This is a genomic window from Pseudomaricurvus sp. ABR4_320, from assembly GCF_056159445.1.
On sequence record NZ_JBSWVF010000014.1, the window covers coordinates 12,570 to 27,906 of the forward strand.

Genomic DNA, 15,337 nt, shown 5'->3' on the forward strand with positions numbered 1-15,337 from the left:
TGGTTATGCTCATCTCTTCATTTTGCGTAAATTACGTTGCTTTTTAACCAATTCAGATGCGGCAAAATATGCCATGTCTAAATCCCCTGAACTCAAGTAGTCTTGAATAAGAGATATATCTATCGCCCGTTGTGGAAACTCGATTCGACCTAAGTTTACTTCTTCTAATGTCTTTTTGAGCTCCGGATATTCACTCAGTTCATATGAGTCATAATGTACATCGCCATCCCCACTATATATCGAAAGGTAATTCTCTGCGCTGATTGGTTTGGAAAAATTCCTATTTGAAGATTCTGGCGATTCATTCCTAGTCTCGCTAAATTCTTGATTAGTTACCATAGAATTTTTCGAGTGTGATTCCACATAAACCCAAGAAGCCAAACCGGTCGCTGCGAGAAGAACTGTTAACCATAAAATTTGCTGAATAACTCTATATGCCTGGGGATTAGTCAGGCTGGGGAAAATATTTTTGCGTATTACGTCTCTAAACACTAACGCCACCACGCCTAGCGAAACTCCTCCAACACCTGCTATTTTTCCAAGTGCTTCTAATATTGAGATTTCCATGGTGTACGATCCTTGAGCGCCTAACTGTAGTATACGAGGCATACGCGCTTCATTCTGGCGGTTTTCGCTTTAATATCCTGAAAATCATAGTAAATTATTCTAAGGCGCTTTTCATCTGAGACGAACATGAGCATGACTCATTTTTGCCCAATAGCAGAGAGGGGATGCGCGTAATTGGTCGTTTTATCGATGGTTTGGCGCGCAAATAATTATATTGGTTGTTTTGGTTTACTTAAGGGCTTTGCTAGATGCTTAGCGGAAGGGAACGCCATCTCGAGGGAGTATTCCTAGAGATGGCGTTTAGAAGGGCAGAGCTAATAAGTCTTTAAGGAATATTAAATCTCGACAATCACCTTGCCGAAATTGGCACCTTCGAGCAGTCCGATAAAGGCAGCTGGTGCGTTGACCAGACCGGTCACTTTATCTTCTCTAACGCTTAGCTTGCCGGCTTCAACCAGAGGAATACAGTCGTTGATAAATTCGTCGCGCCGGTGTTCAAAGTCAAACACGACCAAGCCGAAGACGGTTGCCCGTGAGCGGATAAACAACGCAACCGGTGGTCCGGCGGGGCGAGTGTCTTCAACGCGGTTGTAGTCTGCTGCCAAACCACACAGGATTACTCTTGCGCCTACGGCGAGGCGTTCGGTGGCGAGTTCCAGAATGTTGCCGCCGACCAAGTCAAAGTAGATGTCGATGCCGTTAGGGCAGAGTTCATCCAAGCGTGCGGCGACGTCTTCGCTGCGGCGATCAATGCAAGCATCGGCTCCTAAGGTTTTTTCGGCAAAGCGGCATTTTTCTGCGCCACCGGCTATACCGATAACACGGCAGCCACGTTGTTTGGCGAGCTGAACAATAACTGAGCCAACGGCGCCGGTTGCGGCAGCCACCAGCAGGGTGTCACCTTCTTTGGGTTCGGCTTTCCAGATCAGACCCGCGTAGGCGGTGAGCCCTGGCATACCCAATACAGATAGGGCGTAAGAGGGCGGCTGTAAGCGATCATCCAGTTTGGCCAGTGTGCTTGGGTCGGCTGCATAGTAGGTTTGCCAGCCGCCTTTGCCACGCACTTGATCGCCAACGGCGAAGTCGGCGGAATTGGACTCAATCACTTCACCGATGGTTTCCCCAATCATCAGGTCTCCTGGCTGTATGCTGCCAGAGATATGACGGCCAGCGATCTGGCTGCGCATATAGGGGTCGAGTGACAGGGTATGACTGCGAACCAGAACTTGGCCTTCGCCCAGTTCTGGCATGGGGCGTTCTACCACTTCAAAGTCGTCGACTTTTGGCAGTCCTACCGGGTTTTTTGCCAGCTGTACGGCGGTATTGCTTGTGCTCATGGATTTTCCTTATGAGTTATTCGAGTCTAGCCCCAGGCCGAGACTGCCGGGGTTTATGATGCTGTCTGGATCCAGGTGCTGCTTGATGGCAGTGACCAATTCCAGAGAGCGGGGTTTCAGGTGTTCGTAGTAGGCGTAGGATTTACCAATCTGCATATGTACCACGCCAAACTCGCTGAACAGGTTCAAGGCTTCTTTGCGCACTTGCATTAAGGCGGCTCTGGCTTCTGGGTTTTCAGGGAAGCCTTTGCCGAGTTTTTGCAGATGTTCGTCTTCGACAGCATGCTTGTGCAGTTCCTGCATGGCATCAGGCCAGAAGAAGACGGGTTCAATCACAGTGGCATTGGGGCCGATGGAGGCAAACAAATAGCCGGTGTTGATGCCGTGTTTGTCTAAGGTTTCCCGATGGGATTCATACAGAGAGGTCAGGGCATTAAACACAGTAGTGGCTTTGCTGTGGGGTACAACGCCGTGGATACACGCCCAGCGCTCGCCCTCGGGGCCAAGCATGGAGTTGACCGGGCCGAACGGTGTGCCGCGCATAATTTTGGGAATGCTGTTTTCAATTTCGCGCAGTCCGTGGTCGGCCGCCAGTTTGCGGATGTCCGCTTCTTTGGCGGTAGCGGTAGCGTCGTAGCGTTCTTCGATTAAAGTGTGGACGGAGAACTTCACGTCTTTCATATAGCCGCGACCGGCGAGGGCCACTTTGGCGCCTTCCTTCAAGGCTTTGCCGAATCCACCGGCAGATTTCATTACGCCGCCGAGGGCTTTGATGTCTTTGGCCAAGCTTTCACGTTTCAGCCTCTGGCTCTGCAGAAAGGGATCGAAACCGCAGACTTCAGAAGCTAACTGATGGCGAGACACATCGCCAACAAAATTCAGCAATGCTTCTGGCGTATCGGAGGCAAAGGATAAGCCGCGACGATAGGGTTGTGCCGGAATCAGTTTTAACGTGACGGTGGCTTTAAAGCCCATTGCGCCGGTATCACCGAGGAAAATACCGGTCAGGTCCGGGCCGTAGTGGCGATACCAGGGGGAGGCGTTTCGGTGTGCGGCACTGCCGGTGTCCAGCAGACTGCCGTCTGCCAGAACAACAGACAAGCTGACGATGGATTCTACCGCGCTGCCGTTCAGGCTGGATCCCCAGAAGATGCTGTTTTGTGAGGCGCCGCCGCCGACGGTGGCGTAGAGGCCCGACAAGGTTCCCCAAAAAGGTGTGCGCCAGCCGGTGCCATCCAAACGTTCGTACAGGGCTTTCCAGGTACAACCGGCTTCAACGGTGACGTACATATCGTCGGTGTTGACTTCCAGGATGCGGTCCATACGACCCATATCGACGATCAAGCTGCCTTGTTTTTTCGGAACATAGCCGGAGGTGTAAGACATGCCGCCGCCGCGAGGCACTGCGGGCACGCCATTGTCATGGGCGGCTTTGACACAGGCAGAGAGTTGTTCAACGGATGTCGGCCGCGCTACCGCGAGGGCGGGGTCGGCTTTGGTAAAAACATCCTGAGCATAAAGGGCACAGTTGTAGGGGTCGGTCAGAAGCCCCTCACTGTCTAGTATGCTGCTGAGTTGAGTGATCAGTTCAGACATGGAAGGTTTCCTATACAGATTTTTCGATGTGACCCATTTTTAGCAGGCTACGCCATGGTGGCCATACAGCCGCCGTCACATCACACGGCTAAAATACTAATGACCTAACAATAATACAAATAAAAAGGCGTGTCGACGGCCATTTTCTGTCTGCGGGGTAGCGACGCATTGCTCTCCCTCATGGGTCAACTTATACGCCGCTGTTGGCTGGCCTGCCGTGATTATTGTCAAAGATCCTCGGCGAGAATTGAGACCGGCATGGGGGAGGCGGTCTGGCAGAGCAATGCCTGACGGCGGAAATAGCGATTGATGGAGGAGCTGCCCATACGGGAAGGTCCGAGCCCCGATAAACCGAACGAGGTTTTTTCCCGATCCCATACCATGGTGGTAAGTCCGGCATCGTTGATGGAGATCGCACCACAGTTGAGGCGGGCGGCGACCTTTTCAGCGGCGGCAAAATCGCCGGCCATCACGCTGGCGGAAAGGCCAAACTGAGAGTCGTTGGCGAGGGCAACGGCGTCATCCACCGAATCGACGATGGTTACCGGCAGCACAGGCCCAAAGGTTTCATCGGTCATCAGGCGCATGGTGGGTGTGACGTTGGTAAGAACCGTGGGCGCCAGGTAGAGACCTCCGCCGAGGTTTTCAACGGTGCCGCCGCAGTGAATGATGGCACCCTGGGCGCGGGCATCGTCCAGCTGACCGGCAACGATGGCCGCTTGGCGCTGATCAATAAACGGCCCCAGTTCCCCTTGGTGAATATCGGGATAGTTAAACCGAATCTTTTGGGCTTTTTCGATCAGTGATTGCAAAAAGTCTTCTGCCAGTGGGCGTTCGACATAAATGCGTTCGATGGATTGGCAGGCTTGGCCATTATTGGCAATGGATGCCCGTAACAGGGTTTCTGCGGCGAGATCGGCATCGGCACTGGCGAGGACGATGGCCGGGTCTTTGCCACCCAATTCCAGGCTGGCGGGAATCATCGCCGCGGCAGTGGCCTGGGCGACTTTTTTGCCGGTCGCGACAGAGCCGGTAAAGGCCAGGTAATCAACCTGCTCAACAATGCTGGCGCCGGTTGCGCCATCGCCGCTCACCACGGCTAAAACGGAATTCAACGGTGAGAGTTGGCCGATGGTCTCGCTGAGTGGCTGGCTAAATCTCGGTGTGATTTCAGAGGGTTTTACGATAACGGCGCTGCCGGCGAGCAGTGCGGGGAAGGCATCCAACAGGGATAGAATTAACGGAAAATTCCACGGTGAAATCACACCCACCAGTGGGTAGGGAATCAGACGCCCCTTGCTGTGGATGCCGGGCACATTACTCGGGCGGGGCGGTTCCTGCAGCTGCTTAACCATGGCGGGGCCTTCTCGCGCCCAGCGCTGGGCGAGCCCAACCATGGCGTCGACTTCAAGCCCAGACAGTGCTGCTCGGCCGGTATCTTCTGTGAGGGCTGCCGCAATCGTGCGACGATTTTTTTGCAGTAAGTCAGCAAACTCACTCAGTATGTTGGCGCGTTCCCGGAACGACAGTGCCTGCCAAGCCTTCTGTGCGGTACGTAAACCCGCACAGGTGTTGGCAATTTCTGCGGGCGTCGGTGGCGTGATGCGATAGTCACAAAGGCCGGTACGGGGGTTTTGAACGTCGATCAAAGGATGCCCTCGCGATCCATGCGCTCCAGAACATCCGCCTGGATCTGAGTGAAATGCTCCCGCTCCGGTTGTTTGCCGAGCAGCGAGTTGGCCGGGTGAACGCTGGTTGCACTGTAGGCGGCGGCAAACAGCTCGGTGCGCTGACGCGACAGATAGTTGCACATACCGGGTTTGTGGCGGGCGCGTCGCAGACCTTCAATATTAATGTCGGCGGTTGCGGTAAAGGTTTCCCCGCTGCCGCTTTCTGAGAGTATCTGCCCCTGCCAGTCGACCACCATGCTGTTACCATCGGCGCAGGCTAAGGGCAGGGCGGTTCCGGCGATACCCGCAGTATTGGCTGAGACCACATAGGCTAAGTTTTCGATGGCGCGGCTGCGCTTGGCCAGGCTTTTGTGGGTGGGGGCAGGGCCGCCTTTTTCCGATGAGGAATGCACGAACACTTCGGCGCCGCGCAGGGCGTGGGCGCGGGCGATCTCCGGGTAAAGAATTTCTTCTGAAGCTATGGCGGCGAGGTTGCCGATTTCGGTACGCGCCACGGGAAAAACACCGTCGAGGCCATAGATGTCGAGGTAGGCCTTCCAAACATCGTGGGGTGTTGGTGCAAACATGGAATTCAGGCGTCGATAGCGCAGCACCAGATTGCCGGACGGGCCAAAGATGACACAGGTTTGAAAATAAAGTCCGGGAAAATGCGGGTCTCTCTCGTAGGCGTTGGCCGCTAAAAAGAGGCTGTGACGCTGGGCAAGTGCGGCAATGGCATCGTATTCTTTGCCTTCCATATCCCAGGCCACCTTGTCGGCAAAATCAGCGACAGAGATACGACCGGGAAAACTGGTAAACAGATATTCCGGTAAGACGATCAGACGTACGGGGCTGCCAGCAAACTGACGGGTAAAGGCGACGGCACCGGCGATTTTGGTGTCGATATCGGCCACCATGGCGAGTACTTGCTGCTGCACACTGTCGCGATCGGGACACTGTTCAACCGATTGTGCGGTGAGTTGTAGGGCCATGGCGGCGTAGGACATTGGCGATTTTCCTTGGAGCGGGGGCGAGTGTTCATCATCAAAGCTGGACGTCACTCTGTCAAATGATATTTAATTATACCAATAGGTCATAAGTGGCCGATTTCCCGTCAAAACAGACTATTGAGAGAGATAAAAGCCATGAAAGGAGGCTATGTTGAGCTGGCGAAAGGCCAGATTCACTATCGCACTATGGGCTCAGGCGCGCCGCTGATTCTGTGCCATCAGGCGCCTATGTCGTCGGAAGAATGGACAGAGATCGCACCGCGACTCGCCGGTCAATTTCAAGTGATTGCGCCGGATATGATTGGCCACGGTAATTCCTACGATCCCGAGGTTGAGCCGACGCTTGAGGATTACGCCGCTGCTACGCTCGATTTTATGGATGCATTGGGCATTGAAAAAGCCATGTTTGCCGGCAATCATTCCGGTGGTGCTCTGGCGACGTGTATGGCGGTGACTTATCCCGAGCGTGTCAGCCAGGTGGTTGTCTCCTGCGAAATGCTGTTGGATCTGGAAAAGATTGAGCAATTCTTAGAAACCCTGCGCAAAACGCCGCTGTCTCGCGATATGCCTTTGGATGCCGAGGGCAATTTTATGCAACAAGCTTGGGTGAAGTATCAGGCGTTGGCTCCGACTGCGTCTTTGCAAGCCCGGTTAAAGCCCTTCTTGATTGCACAGAACGCCCGTTTGCGTCCCTATGACGCCCATGTTCCCGTGTTGGAATGGATGGCAAAGGAGGAATGGTTGCAGAAAATTCGCTGCCCGACGTTGGTGTTTGGTGCCGAGAATGATCTTTTCTTTGATGCGGATTTGTTGGCCGCTGCAGAAACTCGGTATCCGCAATGTTCCACAAAGGTGTTGAAAGATGCGGGTGCCTTCAGCACCTTTGAACAGCCCGCTGCGTTTGCCGACATGTTGCTGTCGTTTTTTCATTGAGAAGTTTGATCCTCGCAGCGGTGCGAGTTTCTTCTAGCCTTTGGCTCAAAGGCTCGCCTGCAAGCAAGTTGCACAGGATACACGGTGTGATAAACACGCCCTAAATACTTCCTGGTAAGTTCGGTTGCTCATCCCTTATGCGTAATGTTTGACACACTGTGTATTCATTTTTTTCAACGGGCAGTACCTATAGCATAAAAAGCCGCGCTTTGTTTTCTCTGTTCATACGTTTTCAGCGTTCTATTTAAAGTTTAACGGCCATACGATTGGCGCCAAACACATCTTTAGGCTATAGCCAGCTCCTTCGAAAAAGCTAACCCATAACAAAATGTTATGGGAATTAGTTAGTTTACTTTAATGCAAATGGTTATCATCACTATTAAAGTGTGCTGCCTTATGGTTTAGGTATCATCTTGGTTTTGTCCTTTAGTTTTTAGAGCGTCGAGCCTGTTGATGAGATGGATATTGTTTTTCTGAGGGATAAGAAAATCTATGAATAAGATGTGTTTTGTTTTTATCGCATTAACGTCGTCCGGTTTGGTTCAAGCGGTTGAAACTTTGGATACGACAGTTATTGAATCTACGGAAGATGCGGAAAGTCGTGTTGAAGACCCCAGAGTGTCCGAAAGTGAGGGCGCTCAGATTACGACCGCTAGGGATATTGAGTCTCGTCAAGCGGCCACACTTTCTGAGGCGTTGAGCGAAAACACCAGTATTCAGGTCGATAACGTCAATGGCTCGCAGGGGAGCCAGATTACTATTCGCGGCATGACCGGCAGTTCTGTCAGTGTGAGAGTTGAGGGGGCGCCTAAGAATATGAGTCAGATCATGCATAAGAGTAGCAATGATCGGGATACAGTCTGGCTAAATATGGATATGTACGAAACAGTCACTGTTGTGCCGGGCGCTGCTTCTAATGTTTATGGCAACGGGTCATTGGGTGGTGTGGTTTTATTAGAAACCAAAGATCCAGAAAGTGTTATCTCGAATGGAAAAAACTGGGGTGCGAATTTACGCAGTACTATCGAAACAAACGGTGAATCCAGGCACCTCAGCGGAGATTTGGCCAGAAAGTTTAGTGATAAATTCTCAGCGAATGCGACCGTATCCTACAAAGATACTGACCCATATGAAGATGCGGATGGCAACAAATCATCCTATGGCGGGACTGGGTCTGAAGACGAGAGCTATTTAGTAAAAGGTGTTTACACTCCGACGGAATCTCAGCGTTTGGAGGTGAGCTATATGGCTAACACCCAGGACTACGTCAAGTACGACAGCGAGGCGATTGAAGATGAAACAAAGGTCACCGCTGATGATAACACCGCTTCACTGCAGTATACGTTTGCTCCTTTGGATAACGACTGGATTTCTACAAAATTGCGTTTGAGTCGGGAGGAGATTGAGCGGGAACAGCTCGCATACGGTGAAACCAGTTGGAATTATACCGGTGGTGTAACTACCGACTATGCGGAGCTTGAAAACGTCAGCCTGTTCCAGTTGGGGTTCACGCAAAATGTATTACGCGTTGGTGCTGATTACACCAAAGATAACATAGATATGTCTTATCAAATGGATGATGGCACACCGTTAAAGAGCTATCGTGAGCTTACTGGCATATTCGCCAGCGACACGATCCATTTTAGCGATCATTTGGAGGTGGGCGCCAGCATTCGTTACGATGAATACACCGCCGGTCGTTGGGATTCTGATTTTGAAGGCGAGTCTGCATTTAGTCAGAAACTTTCGGTATTGTGGCACCCATTTGAGAATACTATCGCCCATGGCTTGGGTATATCCGCGTTAGTGGGAAGTGGTTATCGTGCCCCTAGTATTTATGAAATTTACGGTAAGGGCGGCACAAATGGCGTCTTCACGGGTACCGATGAAGACGGTGATGGCATCTATGAAGCGACAAACACCAACGGGTGTATCGAAGGTCACGGTAGCATGTGTACTATTGCTAATGAAAAACTCAAAGGCGAAACATCCATCGATACAGAAATCGGCTTGGTCTATGCTCGAAGTGGCCTGTTTTCAGACACAGATACATTCTCTGGCAAAGCGACCTACATTCATAATGATATCGAAGATATGATTACTGCATTGACACTGGGTTCTTTGGATACCAGTGTAGGTTCATACGGCGGAGATGCATACGGAGTACAAACGTACACCAATGTAGATGATGCCTATGTGCAGGGCTGGGAATTCTCGCTCAATTATGAGAATGATCGTATGTTTGCGCGGGCGTCACTGCAAAAAATGAGTGGCTATTCGCTGGAAGACGATGGTGCCAAAATACAGCTCACAGACATTATTCCAAAAAGTATTAGTGCAAATACCGGTATGTATTTTCATGAGCATCAAGGCCGCATGGGCGTAGAAATGACCGCGCGTAGTGGACGTCGAGTCTTGGGCGGTAGGGATTATACAACCGCTTATGATTATCCAAGTTATGAGTTATTTAACCTCTATGCCTCATATCAATTCCATAGCGGTTTGGTCGTGCAGGCTCGGGTAGATAATGTGTCAGATAAACTTTATACAACCAGTTATTTCACCTACGATGAAGACTCCGGAGAAGATTTGACGTCATACTATGCTGGTAGAAATTATAAAGTAAGCCTGAGTTATCGGTTTTAGCGCTGCGGGCGTCGGGGAAATAGGTTTGTATTGACCTGTTTCCCCAAGAAAGGCCGCCAGTTACTATGTCACAATAAGATTTCGACAATCACAACATCCAGCCATTTGCCGTTGAGCTGGCCGTGGCGTTCGTACACACCAACTTCCCTAAAACCCAGAGTTTTGCAAAGCGCTAAGCTGGCTTGGTTGAAGGTGAATATGCGCGATAACACTTTGGTAAAACCTGTCTGCTTAGCCTCTGCCAATAACGCGCTCAACAACTGTTTGCCGATGCCTTTGCCTTTGGCGTCTTCCGCAAGATAAATCGAAAACTCTGCGATGTGTTTGTAGCATTCCCGTGGGCGGTATTCAGATAATTTTGCAAACCCAATCACGTCGTTATCGGCCTTGGCGACCAGCAGGGGATACGCGTTTGCGTGACTCACCCATTCTACAATGGCGTCGTCGGTTCGCAGTGAGGTTTCATAGGTTGCCAGACCCGACTGAATGCCTTCGTTGTAAATGGTGCAGATGCGAGGTGCGTCGTCGACGGTAGCGGGGCGAATAACAGGGTTCATACGGATGCGGCGTTAGTGTAATGCGTCAATGTCAGCGGGGTAGCAATAATACATATGAAATATCATATGTGAATGCGTGTGGCTGTCAATGGCTGAGTGGTGTTTCAGACGTTATGTCTGCCGCCGGTAGGATCTGAATCTGACGATGGCGTGAGCTGGATTGGCCCACGCCTCTTTTTTAACGGAGATCGACAGTTTAACGGAGATCGACAACGACTTTGCCCATGGATTGCCCGCTGATCAGTCGTTCAACTGCGTCGTAAACACCGTCCAATCCGTGAAACTGCGGTTGATCCATGGTGACTTTTAAATGCCCACGCTGGAAGCGGTCGAACAGCCAGTGCCGTGCTTCTGGCCAGTGGTCGGTCAAAAGTCCATTCATAAAGCCGCGTACTGAGGCGCTCTTGTAATAGAGCTTATTGGCGATGCGAGGGCGGGTTACCATTTCCGGCTCACCTTCCAAATCTTGAGCGGCGCCACCGACAATCAGACGGCCGTGGGGGGCTAGATTATCGAGAAAGGCATCGTGAATGGGACCGCTGACGGTATCGAAGGCGATGTCGAGGCGATCCCGATATTCCTCGTTCAGCACGTCCGTGACGGATTCTTTGCGGTAGTCGATAACCCGCTGGGCACCGAGTGAGGTGACAAAACGGGATTTGGCTTCGCCTCCGCAGATGGCAACCACGTGGCAGTCTTTCAGGAGTGCAATCTGTACCAGCAGATGGCCGAGTCCACCAGCCGCGGCGGAGATGGCAACGGTCTCACCGCGTTTCATTTCACCGATTGCGTGCAAGGCAACATACGCAGAGACACCGGTAGACGCCAACACCAACCATTCCGGACGGTCGTCGGCGACGCGAATAAAATCACTGGCTTTGGCGATATTCCAACGGCGATAGCCACAGGGGAAACGCGTGCTGACGACGGTATCGCCGGGTTTTAAATCCGTCACCTTATCGCCACAGGCTTCAACCACGCCGAGCGCTTCAACGCCGGTGAGGGTGGGCAGTTTGAGGGTGACATAGTCGACGGCATTGCGGGCGATTTGGGTATCAAAGATACCGTTAACACCGCAGTAGAGGTTGCGCACAGCGACTTCGTCGGGTGCTGGGTCGGTCAGGGGCAGTTCAACGATACGGGTGGCCTCACGAAACGATTGTGCAAACTGTTCCAGTCGAATGGCTTGGTAGTGTGAGGGCACCATAGTGTGAATCCTGTGCAGAGTGGCGATTTGGTAAGCGGTCGGGTGTCGGCAATGGGTTGTTACCCTTTACGACGAGTGACGGGCGCTTTCCATCTATATGACTTAAAGATATGCTAGCATAACATATAACTGTGATTGCACCAGAGCCAGCTGTGACTGGCGAATTCGCTTTTTAAGGGGGAATAGGTTTGGCAGCCGTCGACATTCAGAAGACACAATCAAAAATTTCTAAACGCTTTATCGAGGTAAACGGTCGACTCACGCACTACCGGGTGGCGGGGCGAGGTCCTGCGGTGGTGTTGCTGCACGATTCGCCGCGCTCTTCGCGTTTGCATTTGCAAACCCTGGCTGCATTAGCGGAAGAATTTACGGTTTTTGCGTTGGATACCCCAGGCTATGGGTTGTCTGAGCCTTTGTTAAAAGAATCCCTGACGATCGGGGATTTCGCCGAGGCGTTAGCTAGCTCTCTGTCGGCTTTGGGGTTAGAGCAGGCGCCCTTGTACGCGACCCACACCAGCGCAAAGATTGCTGTGGAGTACGCCCATCGTTACCCGCGCATGCCACTGCTGGTATTGGATGGCTTGTCGTTGCCTGAAACCCTCGCTCCTGAGGCGTTTATTGAACGCTATATGCGCCCGTTTGCAGCCGAGGCTTCGGGCGGTTTTCTGGCCAGTGAATGGTCGCGCACGCGGGATATGCTGCGGTGGTTCCCTTGGTTTGATACGCGTGCGGCAAACCGTTTTTCTCTGGAAGTCTCTGACCATTGGATTCACGACTATGCCATCGACCTTTTCGATGCGGGCAGTCACTATTCGGATGCCTATGCTGCTGCCATGCGCTATCTCGCTTTGCCGGTGTTAAGTGCGTTGCAAGTGCCAACCGTTGTCGCCGCCAAGGCCGACGATGTGTTGTTTGGGTTTCTCGATAAGGTTCCTGTTGCTGACAACCCCAATTTACAGGTGCAGCGTCTCGGCAAGGATCGAGACGAGTGGCTCACGTGGATGAGCAAAACCCTGGCTGCAGGGGTTACGCAAACAGAACCCGTGGTGACTAAGCTGGCTGCACCCATGAGTCAGCGCCGGTGTTATATCGACCTGGACGATGGCGGACAACTACTGGTTGACCGCATCTTTGGTGAAGGCGAGCGGCCACTGTTAATTTTGGGGGGCCCGACGCGGCTGCGAGCGGCGGCCTGGCGGGATCTGCTGTCCGGTAAGCGGCATCTGTTGCTGCCGCAGTTGCCCGGTTTTGGGGAATCCGATGCGTTAGTCGAGCCGTCGCTGGATCAATACCTCAACATGCTTGAAACCCTGTTGAATCGCTGTGAGTTGCGTCAAGTGGATATCTTGGCGACGGAGATGAGTTGTGGCCTGGCATTAGCCCTGGCGGCGCGGCTGCCAGACCGGATAGATCGCTTGGTCCTGGATGGCGTAGCGTCAGTGGATGCGCTTGACGGTATCGATCAACTGGCAGACCTAACACCAACCTTTACCTTTGATGGGGCCGGCGCGCACCTGCATCAAATTTGGCACATGCTGCGCGACAGCGAATGCCATTGGCCTTGGTTTGATCGCGGTGATCAGGCCATGAGAACCCACGAACCTCTGCTCGATGCCGAGCATCTGTTTGAAGCCCTGCGTGGCATTCACAAGCAACCTGCCAAGTACGGAGATATGGCAAAGGCTTCGGTTGCGGCATTCTCGGCAACAACGTTGGAGAACATTGTTCAAAAGGTATTGGTTCTGAATAACTCGCAGGATCCGCTCTACGCGGGCGCAGAAAAACTTGCAGAAGCCATAGTGGCTGGGGAGTTGGAAAAGCCTGTGCCGGATGTGGCAGCCAGAGTCGATGGGGTAATCGGTTTTTTGAGTAAGGCCGAGTGAGGCAGGAAAAAGTGGCGCGAGTACGGGTGTACTCGCGCCTAAAGCTTAACCTTGATTCTGTTGCTGTAACCAACTCTTGCGAATCTCGCCAGCAGATGCGTTCCAGATCTCCGCTTTTTGGGCTAGATGCTGGAGCACTTGTTCAAACGCAGCGATGCGGTGGGGTTGGCCTAACAGCCAGGGATGAACATTGAGCGCAAGCATGCGCCCACCCTGGTCAATGGATTCGGCGACGAGAAAGTCACTGGCATCGATGATTTGTTCTGCGTAGCTGTCTTCGCTGTGAAGGTTGTTGCACAGAATGAAAAAGTCATCCAATTCATTGGACAAGCTCATTGAGATGATGTTCCCGGCGCCAGTTGTAAAATTGTACGGCAGGTCATCGTTCACCCAGTCACACATATACTCGTAACCCTGGCGTACCAGTAATTCTGCGGTAGTTGCTGTTTGCAGACGGCCCGGACTCGACCAGCCGCGCATATCTTGACCAAAGGCGCTGGTGAGGGTATCGGTGGTGCGAGTGATCCATTCCGCTTCGGTTTCTGCATCCAGTTCACCCACGTGGAGGTGATCCATTTGCCAGCCGTGGGCAATGATGTCGTACTGGCGTTCTTTCAGAAAACCCACCAGATAGGGCGCCCGTTCTACCATGGCGCCGTTGACCGATATCGTTGGCGTAAAACCGGCTTTATCGAGCGCATTCAGCACGCGGAACAAACCCACACGATTGCCATAATCTCGCAGACTGAAGTGGCGTAAATCCGGATAGGGCATGGTCATGCCACCGGGAACTGCCACGGCGGATTTCATTTGATTCAGCGGGAAAAACTCGACGTTAACGTTGACCCAAAGGGCCAGGCTTTTGCCGTCTGGCCAGTGTACCGGTTTGCGTTCCGTCAGCAGTGACCAGTCGTACCAGTCGTGGTCCATACCGTATTGGCGACGGGGATACTCCAGATAGCTTTTGTCCAAACTCATGCTGTCGCTCCTCCGCTTTTAGCGGCGATGTCGGCTTTGACGGTGTCGTAATAGTGCTCCAGAAAATAGGATGCTATTTCGCGACCGGTGGTCACCCAGACATCGTCATGGCCAGTGATGTATTCCAAGGCTTCTTCGAAGGCTTTCATTCGATGGGGACAGCTGACCTGGTAGTTGTGGGTGGGGATGCACATGATGGTGCCGCTTTCTGCTCCTTCTTGATAAAGACGATCAAAGTTCGCCTTTAACATTTTGCCGTAGTGTCTTGGCTCAACTTTGTTGGTGACGTAAGCGATGGTGTCATTCATTTCCAGAGAGTAGGGAATGGAGACGAAGCGCTTGTCGGAACGCAGTTGGATCGGCGTGGGCTGATCGTCGTGAAACAGATCGCAGGTGTAAAAACCGGCGTCGTCACCAAACAGCTCGGTACCCACTTCCGCAAATAAGTCGAGGGTGTAATCGCTGTGGGAGAGCGCCGGCGCAAGATAACCGGCACAATGCTGACCGGTGTGACGATAGATGGTTTCCATCGAGTCGCGGATCATCTCGCGCTCTTGTTCTTCGCTCAGGCCATAGGTGTAGCGGGTGTTATAAATGCCGTGGCTGAAGAATTCCCAGTTGCGCTCTTTGCAGAGTTCGATGATTTCCGGGTGGTGTTCACACAGGGCCGTGGACAGGGAAATCGAACCGCGAATGCCGTATTTGTCCAGCAGCTGCATTTGACGCATATGCCCAACGCGGTTGCCGTAGTCACGAATACCGTAGCCCGCCAACGGGGGGAAAGGCTGAGGCCAGGGTTTGCGATGGGGATTGGCCGGAGGATCCAGCTCATAGAATTCAATATTGGGAGCGACCCAAAAGGCGATTTTCGCCCCGTTGGGCCATTCGATTTTGGGGCGCTGGTGGTAGGGCCAGTAGCCGTAATATTCGGGATCTGCTTTCATCGCTCGTTA

The 15,337-nt window shown here is 52.5% G+C and carries 12 protein-coding genes; 3 read left to right on the top strand and 9 right to left on the bottom strand.

Annotated features, from left to right (window positions below; all coding sequences use genetic code 11):
• Nucleotides 1–9: 9 nt before the first annotated feature.
• The 5 genes from ACXAFR_RS21225 to ACXAFR_RS21245 form a co-directional block, all read right to left on the bottom strand.
• Nucleotides 10–567 carry a hypothetical protein gene (locus ACXAFR_RS21225; RefSeq protein ID WP_475180674.1) on the bottom strand — a complete coding sequence of 186 codons (558 nt, stop codon included), beginning with the start codon at nucleotides 565–567 and terminating at the stop codon, nucleotides 10–12.
• A 335-nt stretch (nucleotides 568–902) separates the two neighbouring features.
• Nucleotides 903–1,904 carry an NADP-dependent oxidoreductase gene (locus tag ACXAFR_RS21230; protein WP_475180676.1) on the bottom strand — a complete coding sequence of 334 codons (1,002 nt, stop codon included), beginning with the start codon at nucleotides 1,902–1,904 and terminating at the stop codon, nucleotides 903–905.
• 9 nt (nucleotides 1,905–1,913) lie between these two features.
• Nucleotides 1,914–3,500, bottom strand: coding sequence for an FAD-binding oxidoreductase (locus tag ACXAFR_RS21235; protein ID WP_475180679.1), 1,587 nt, complete (start codon nucleotides 3,498–3,500; stop codon nucleotides 1,914–1,916).
• A gap of 227 nt (nucleotides 3,501–3,727) precedes the next feature.
• Nucleotides 3,728–5,149, bottom strand: a complete 1,422-nt coding sequence (locus tag ACXAFR_RS21240) for an aldehyde dehydrogenase family protein (RefSeq protein WP_475180680.1) — start codon at nucleotides 5,147–5,149, stop codon at nucleotides 3,728–3,730.
• Entirely contained in the window at nucleotides 5,146–6,177 is a 1,032-nt protein-coding gene (locus tag ACXAFR_RS21245; protein ID WP_475180682.1) for a nitrilase-related carbon-nitrogen hydrolase, read from the bottom strand. The genes ACXAFR_RS21240 and ACXAFR_RS21245 overlap by 4 nt, the downstream gene beginning before the upstream one ends.
• Nucleotides 6,178–6,315: 138 nt before the next feature.
• Here ACXAFR_RS21245 and ACXAFR_RS21250 point away from each other — a divergent pair, with 138 nt between their 5' ends.
• Entirely contained in the window at nucleotides 6,316–7,113 is a 798-nt protein-coding gene (locus tag ACXAFR_RS21250; RefSeq protein WP_475180684.1) for an alpha/beta fold hydrolase, read from the top strand.
• 492 nt (nucleotides 7,114–7,605) lie between these two features.
• The gene (locus tag ACXAFR_RS21255) at nucleotides 7,606–9,759 is read left to right on the top strand and encodes a TonB-dependent receptor domain-containing protein (protein WP_475180686.1); all 2,154 of its coding nucleotides are present in this window, start codon (nucleotides 7,606–7,608) and stop codon (nucleotides 9,757–9,759) included.
• A 68-nt stretch (nucleotides 9,760–9,827) separates the two neighbouring features.
• On the opposite strand, the gene ACXAFR_RS21260 is transcribed toward ACXAFR_RS21255, so the two are convergent.
• A complete protein-coding gene (locus tag ACXAFR_RS21260) occupies nucleotides 9,828–10,316 on the bottom strand; it encodes an arsinothricin resistance N-acetyltransferase ArsN1 family A (RefSeq protein WP_475180691.1) in 489 nt (162 codons plus the stop codon).
• Between the two features lie 196 nt (nucleotides 10,317–10,512).
• Complete coding sequence (locus ACXAFR_RS21265) at nucleotides 10,513–11,523, bottom strand: zinc-binding dehydrogenase (RefSeq protein WP_475180693.1); 1,011 nt, start codon at nucleotides 11,521–11,523, stop codon at nucleotides 10,513–10,515.
• Between the two features lie 188 nt (nucleotides 11,524–11,711).
• Here ACXAFR_RS21265 and ACXAFR_RS21270 point away from each other — a divergent pair, with 188 nt between their 5' ends.
• Nucleotides 11,712–13,406: an alpha/beta fold hydrolase gene (locus tag ACXAFR_RS21270; protein WP_475180696.1), complete on the top strand. Its 1,695-nt coding sequence runs from the start codon at nucleotides 11,712–11,714 to the stop codon at nucleotides 13,404–13,406.
• 45 nt (nucleotides 13,407–13,451) lie between these two features.
• Here ACXAFR_RS21270 and ACXAFR_RS21275 read toward each other — a convergent pair whose 3' ends face one another.
• Both ACXAFR_RS21275 and ACXAFR_RS21280 read right to left on the bottom strand, forming a co-directional pair.
• Nucleotides 13,452–14,384: a polysaccharide deacetylase family protein gene (locus ACXAFR_RS21275; RefSeq protein WP_475180697.1), complete on the bottom strand. Its 933-nt coding sequence runs from the start codon at nucleotides 14,382–14,384 to the stop codon at nucleotides 13,452–13,454.
• Nucleotides 14,381–15,328, bottom strand: a complete 948-nt coding sequence (locus tag ACXAFR_RS21280) for a polysaccharide deacetylase family protein (RefSeq protein WP_475180700.1) — start codon at nucleotides 15,326–15,328, stop codon at nucleotides 14,381–14,383. The genes ACXAFR_RS21275 and ACXAFR_RS21280 overlap by 4 nt, the downstream gene beginning before the upstream one ends.
• Between the last annotated feature and the right edge of the window lie 9 nt (nucleotides 15,329–15,337).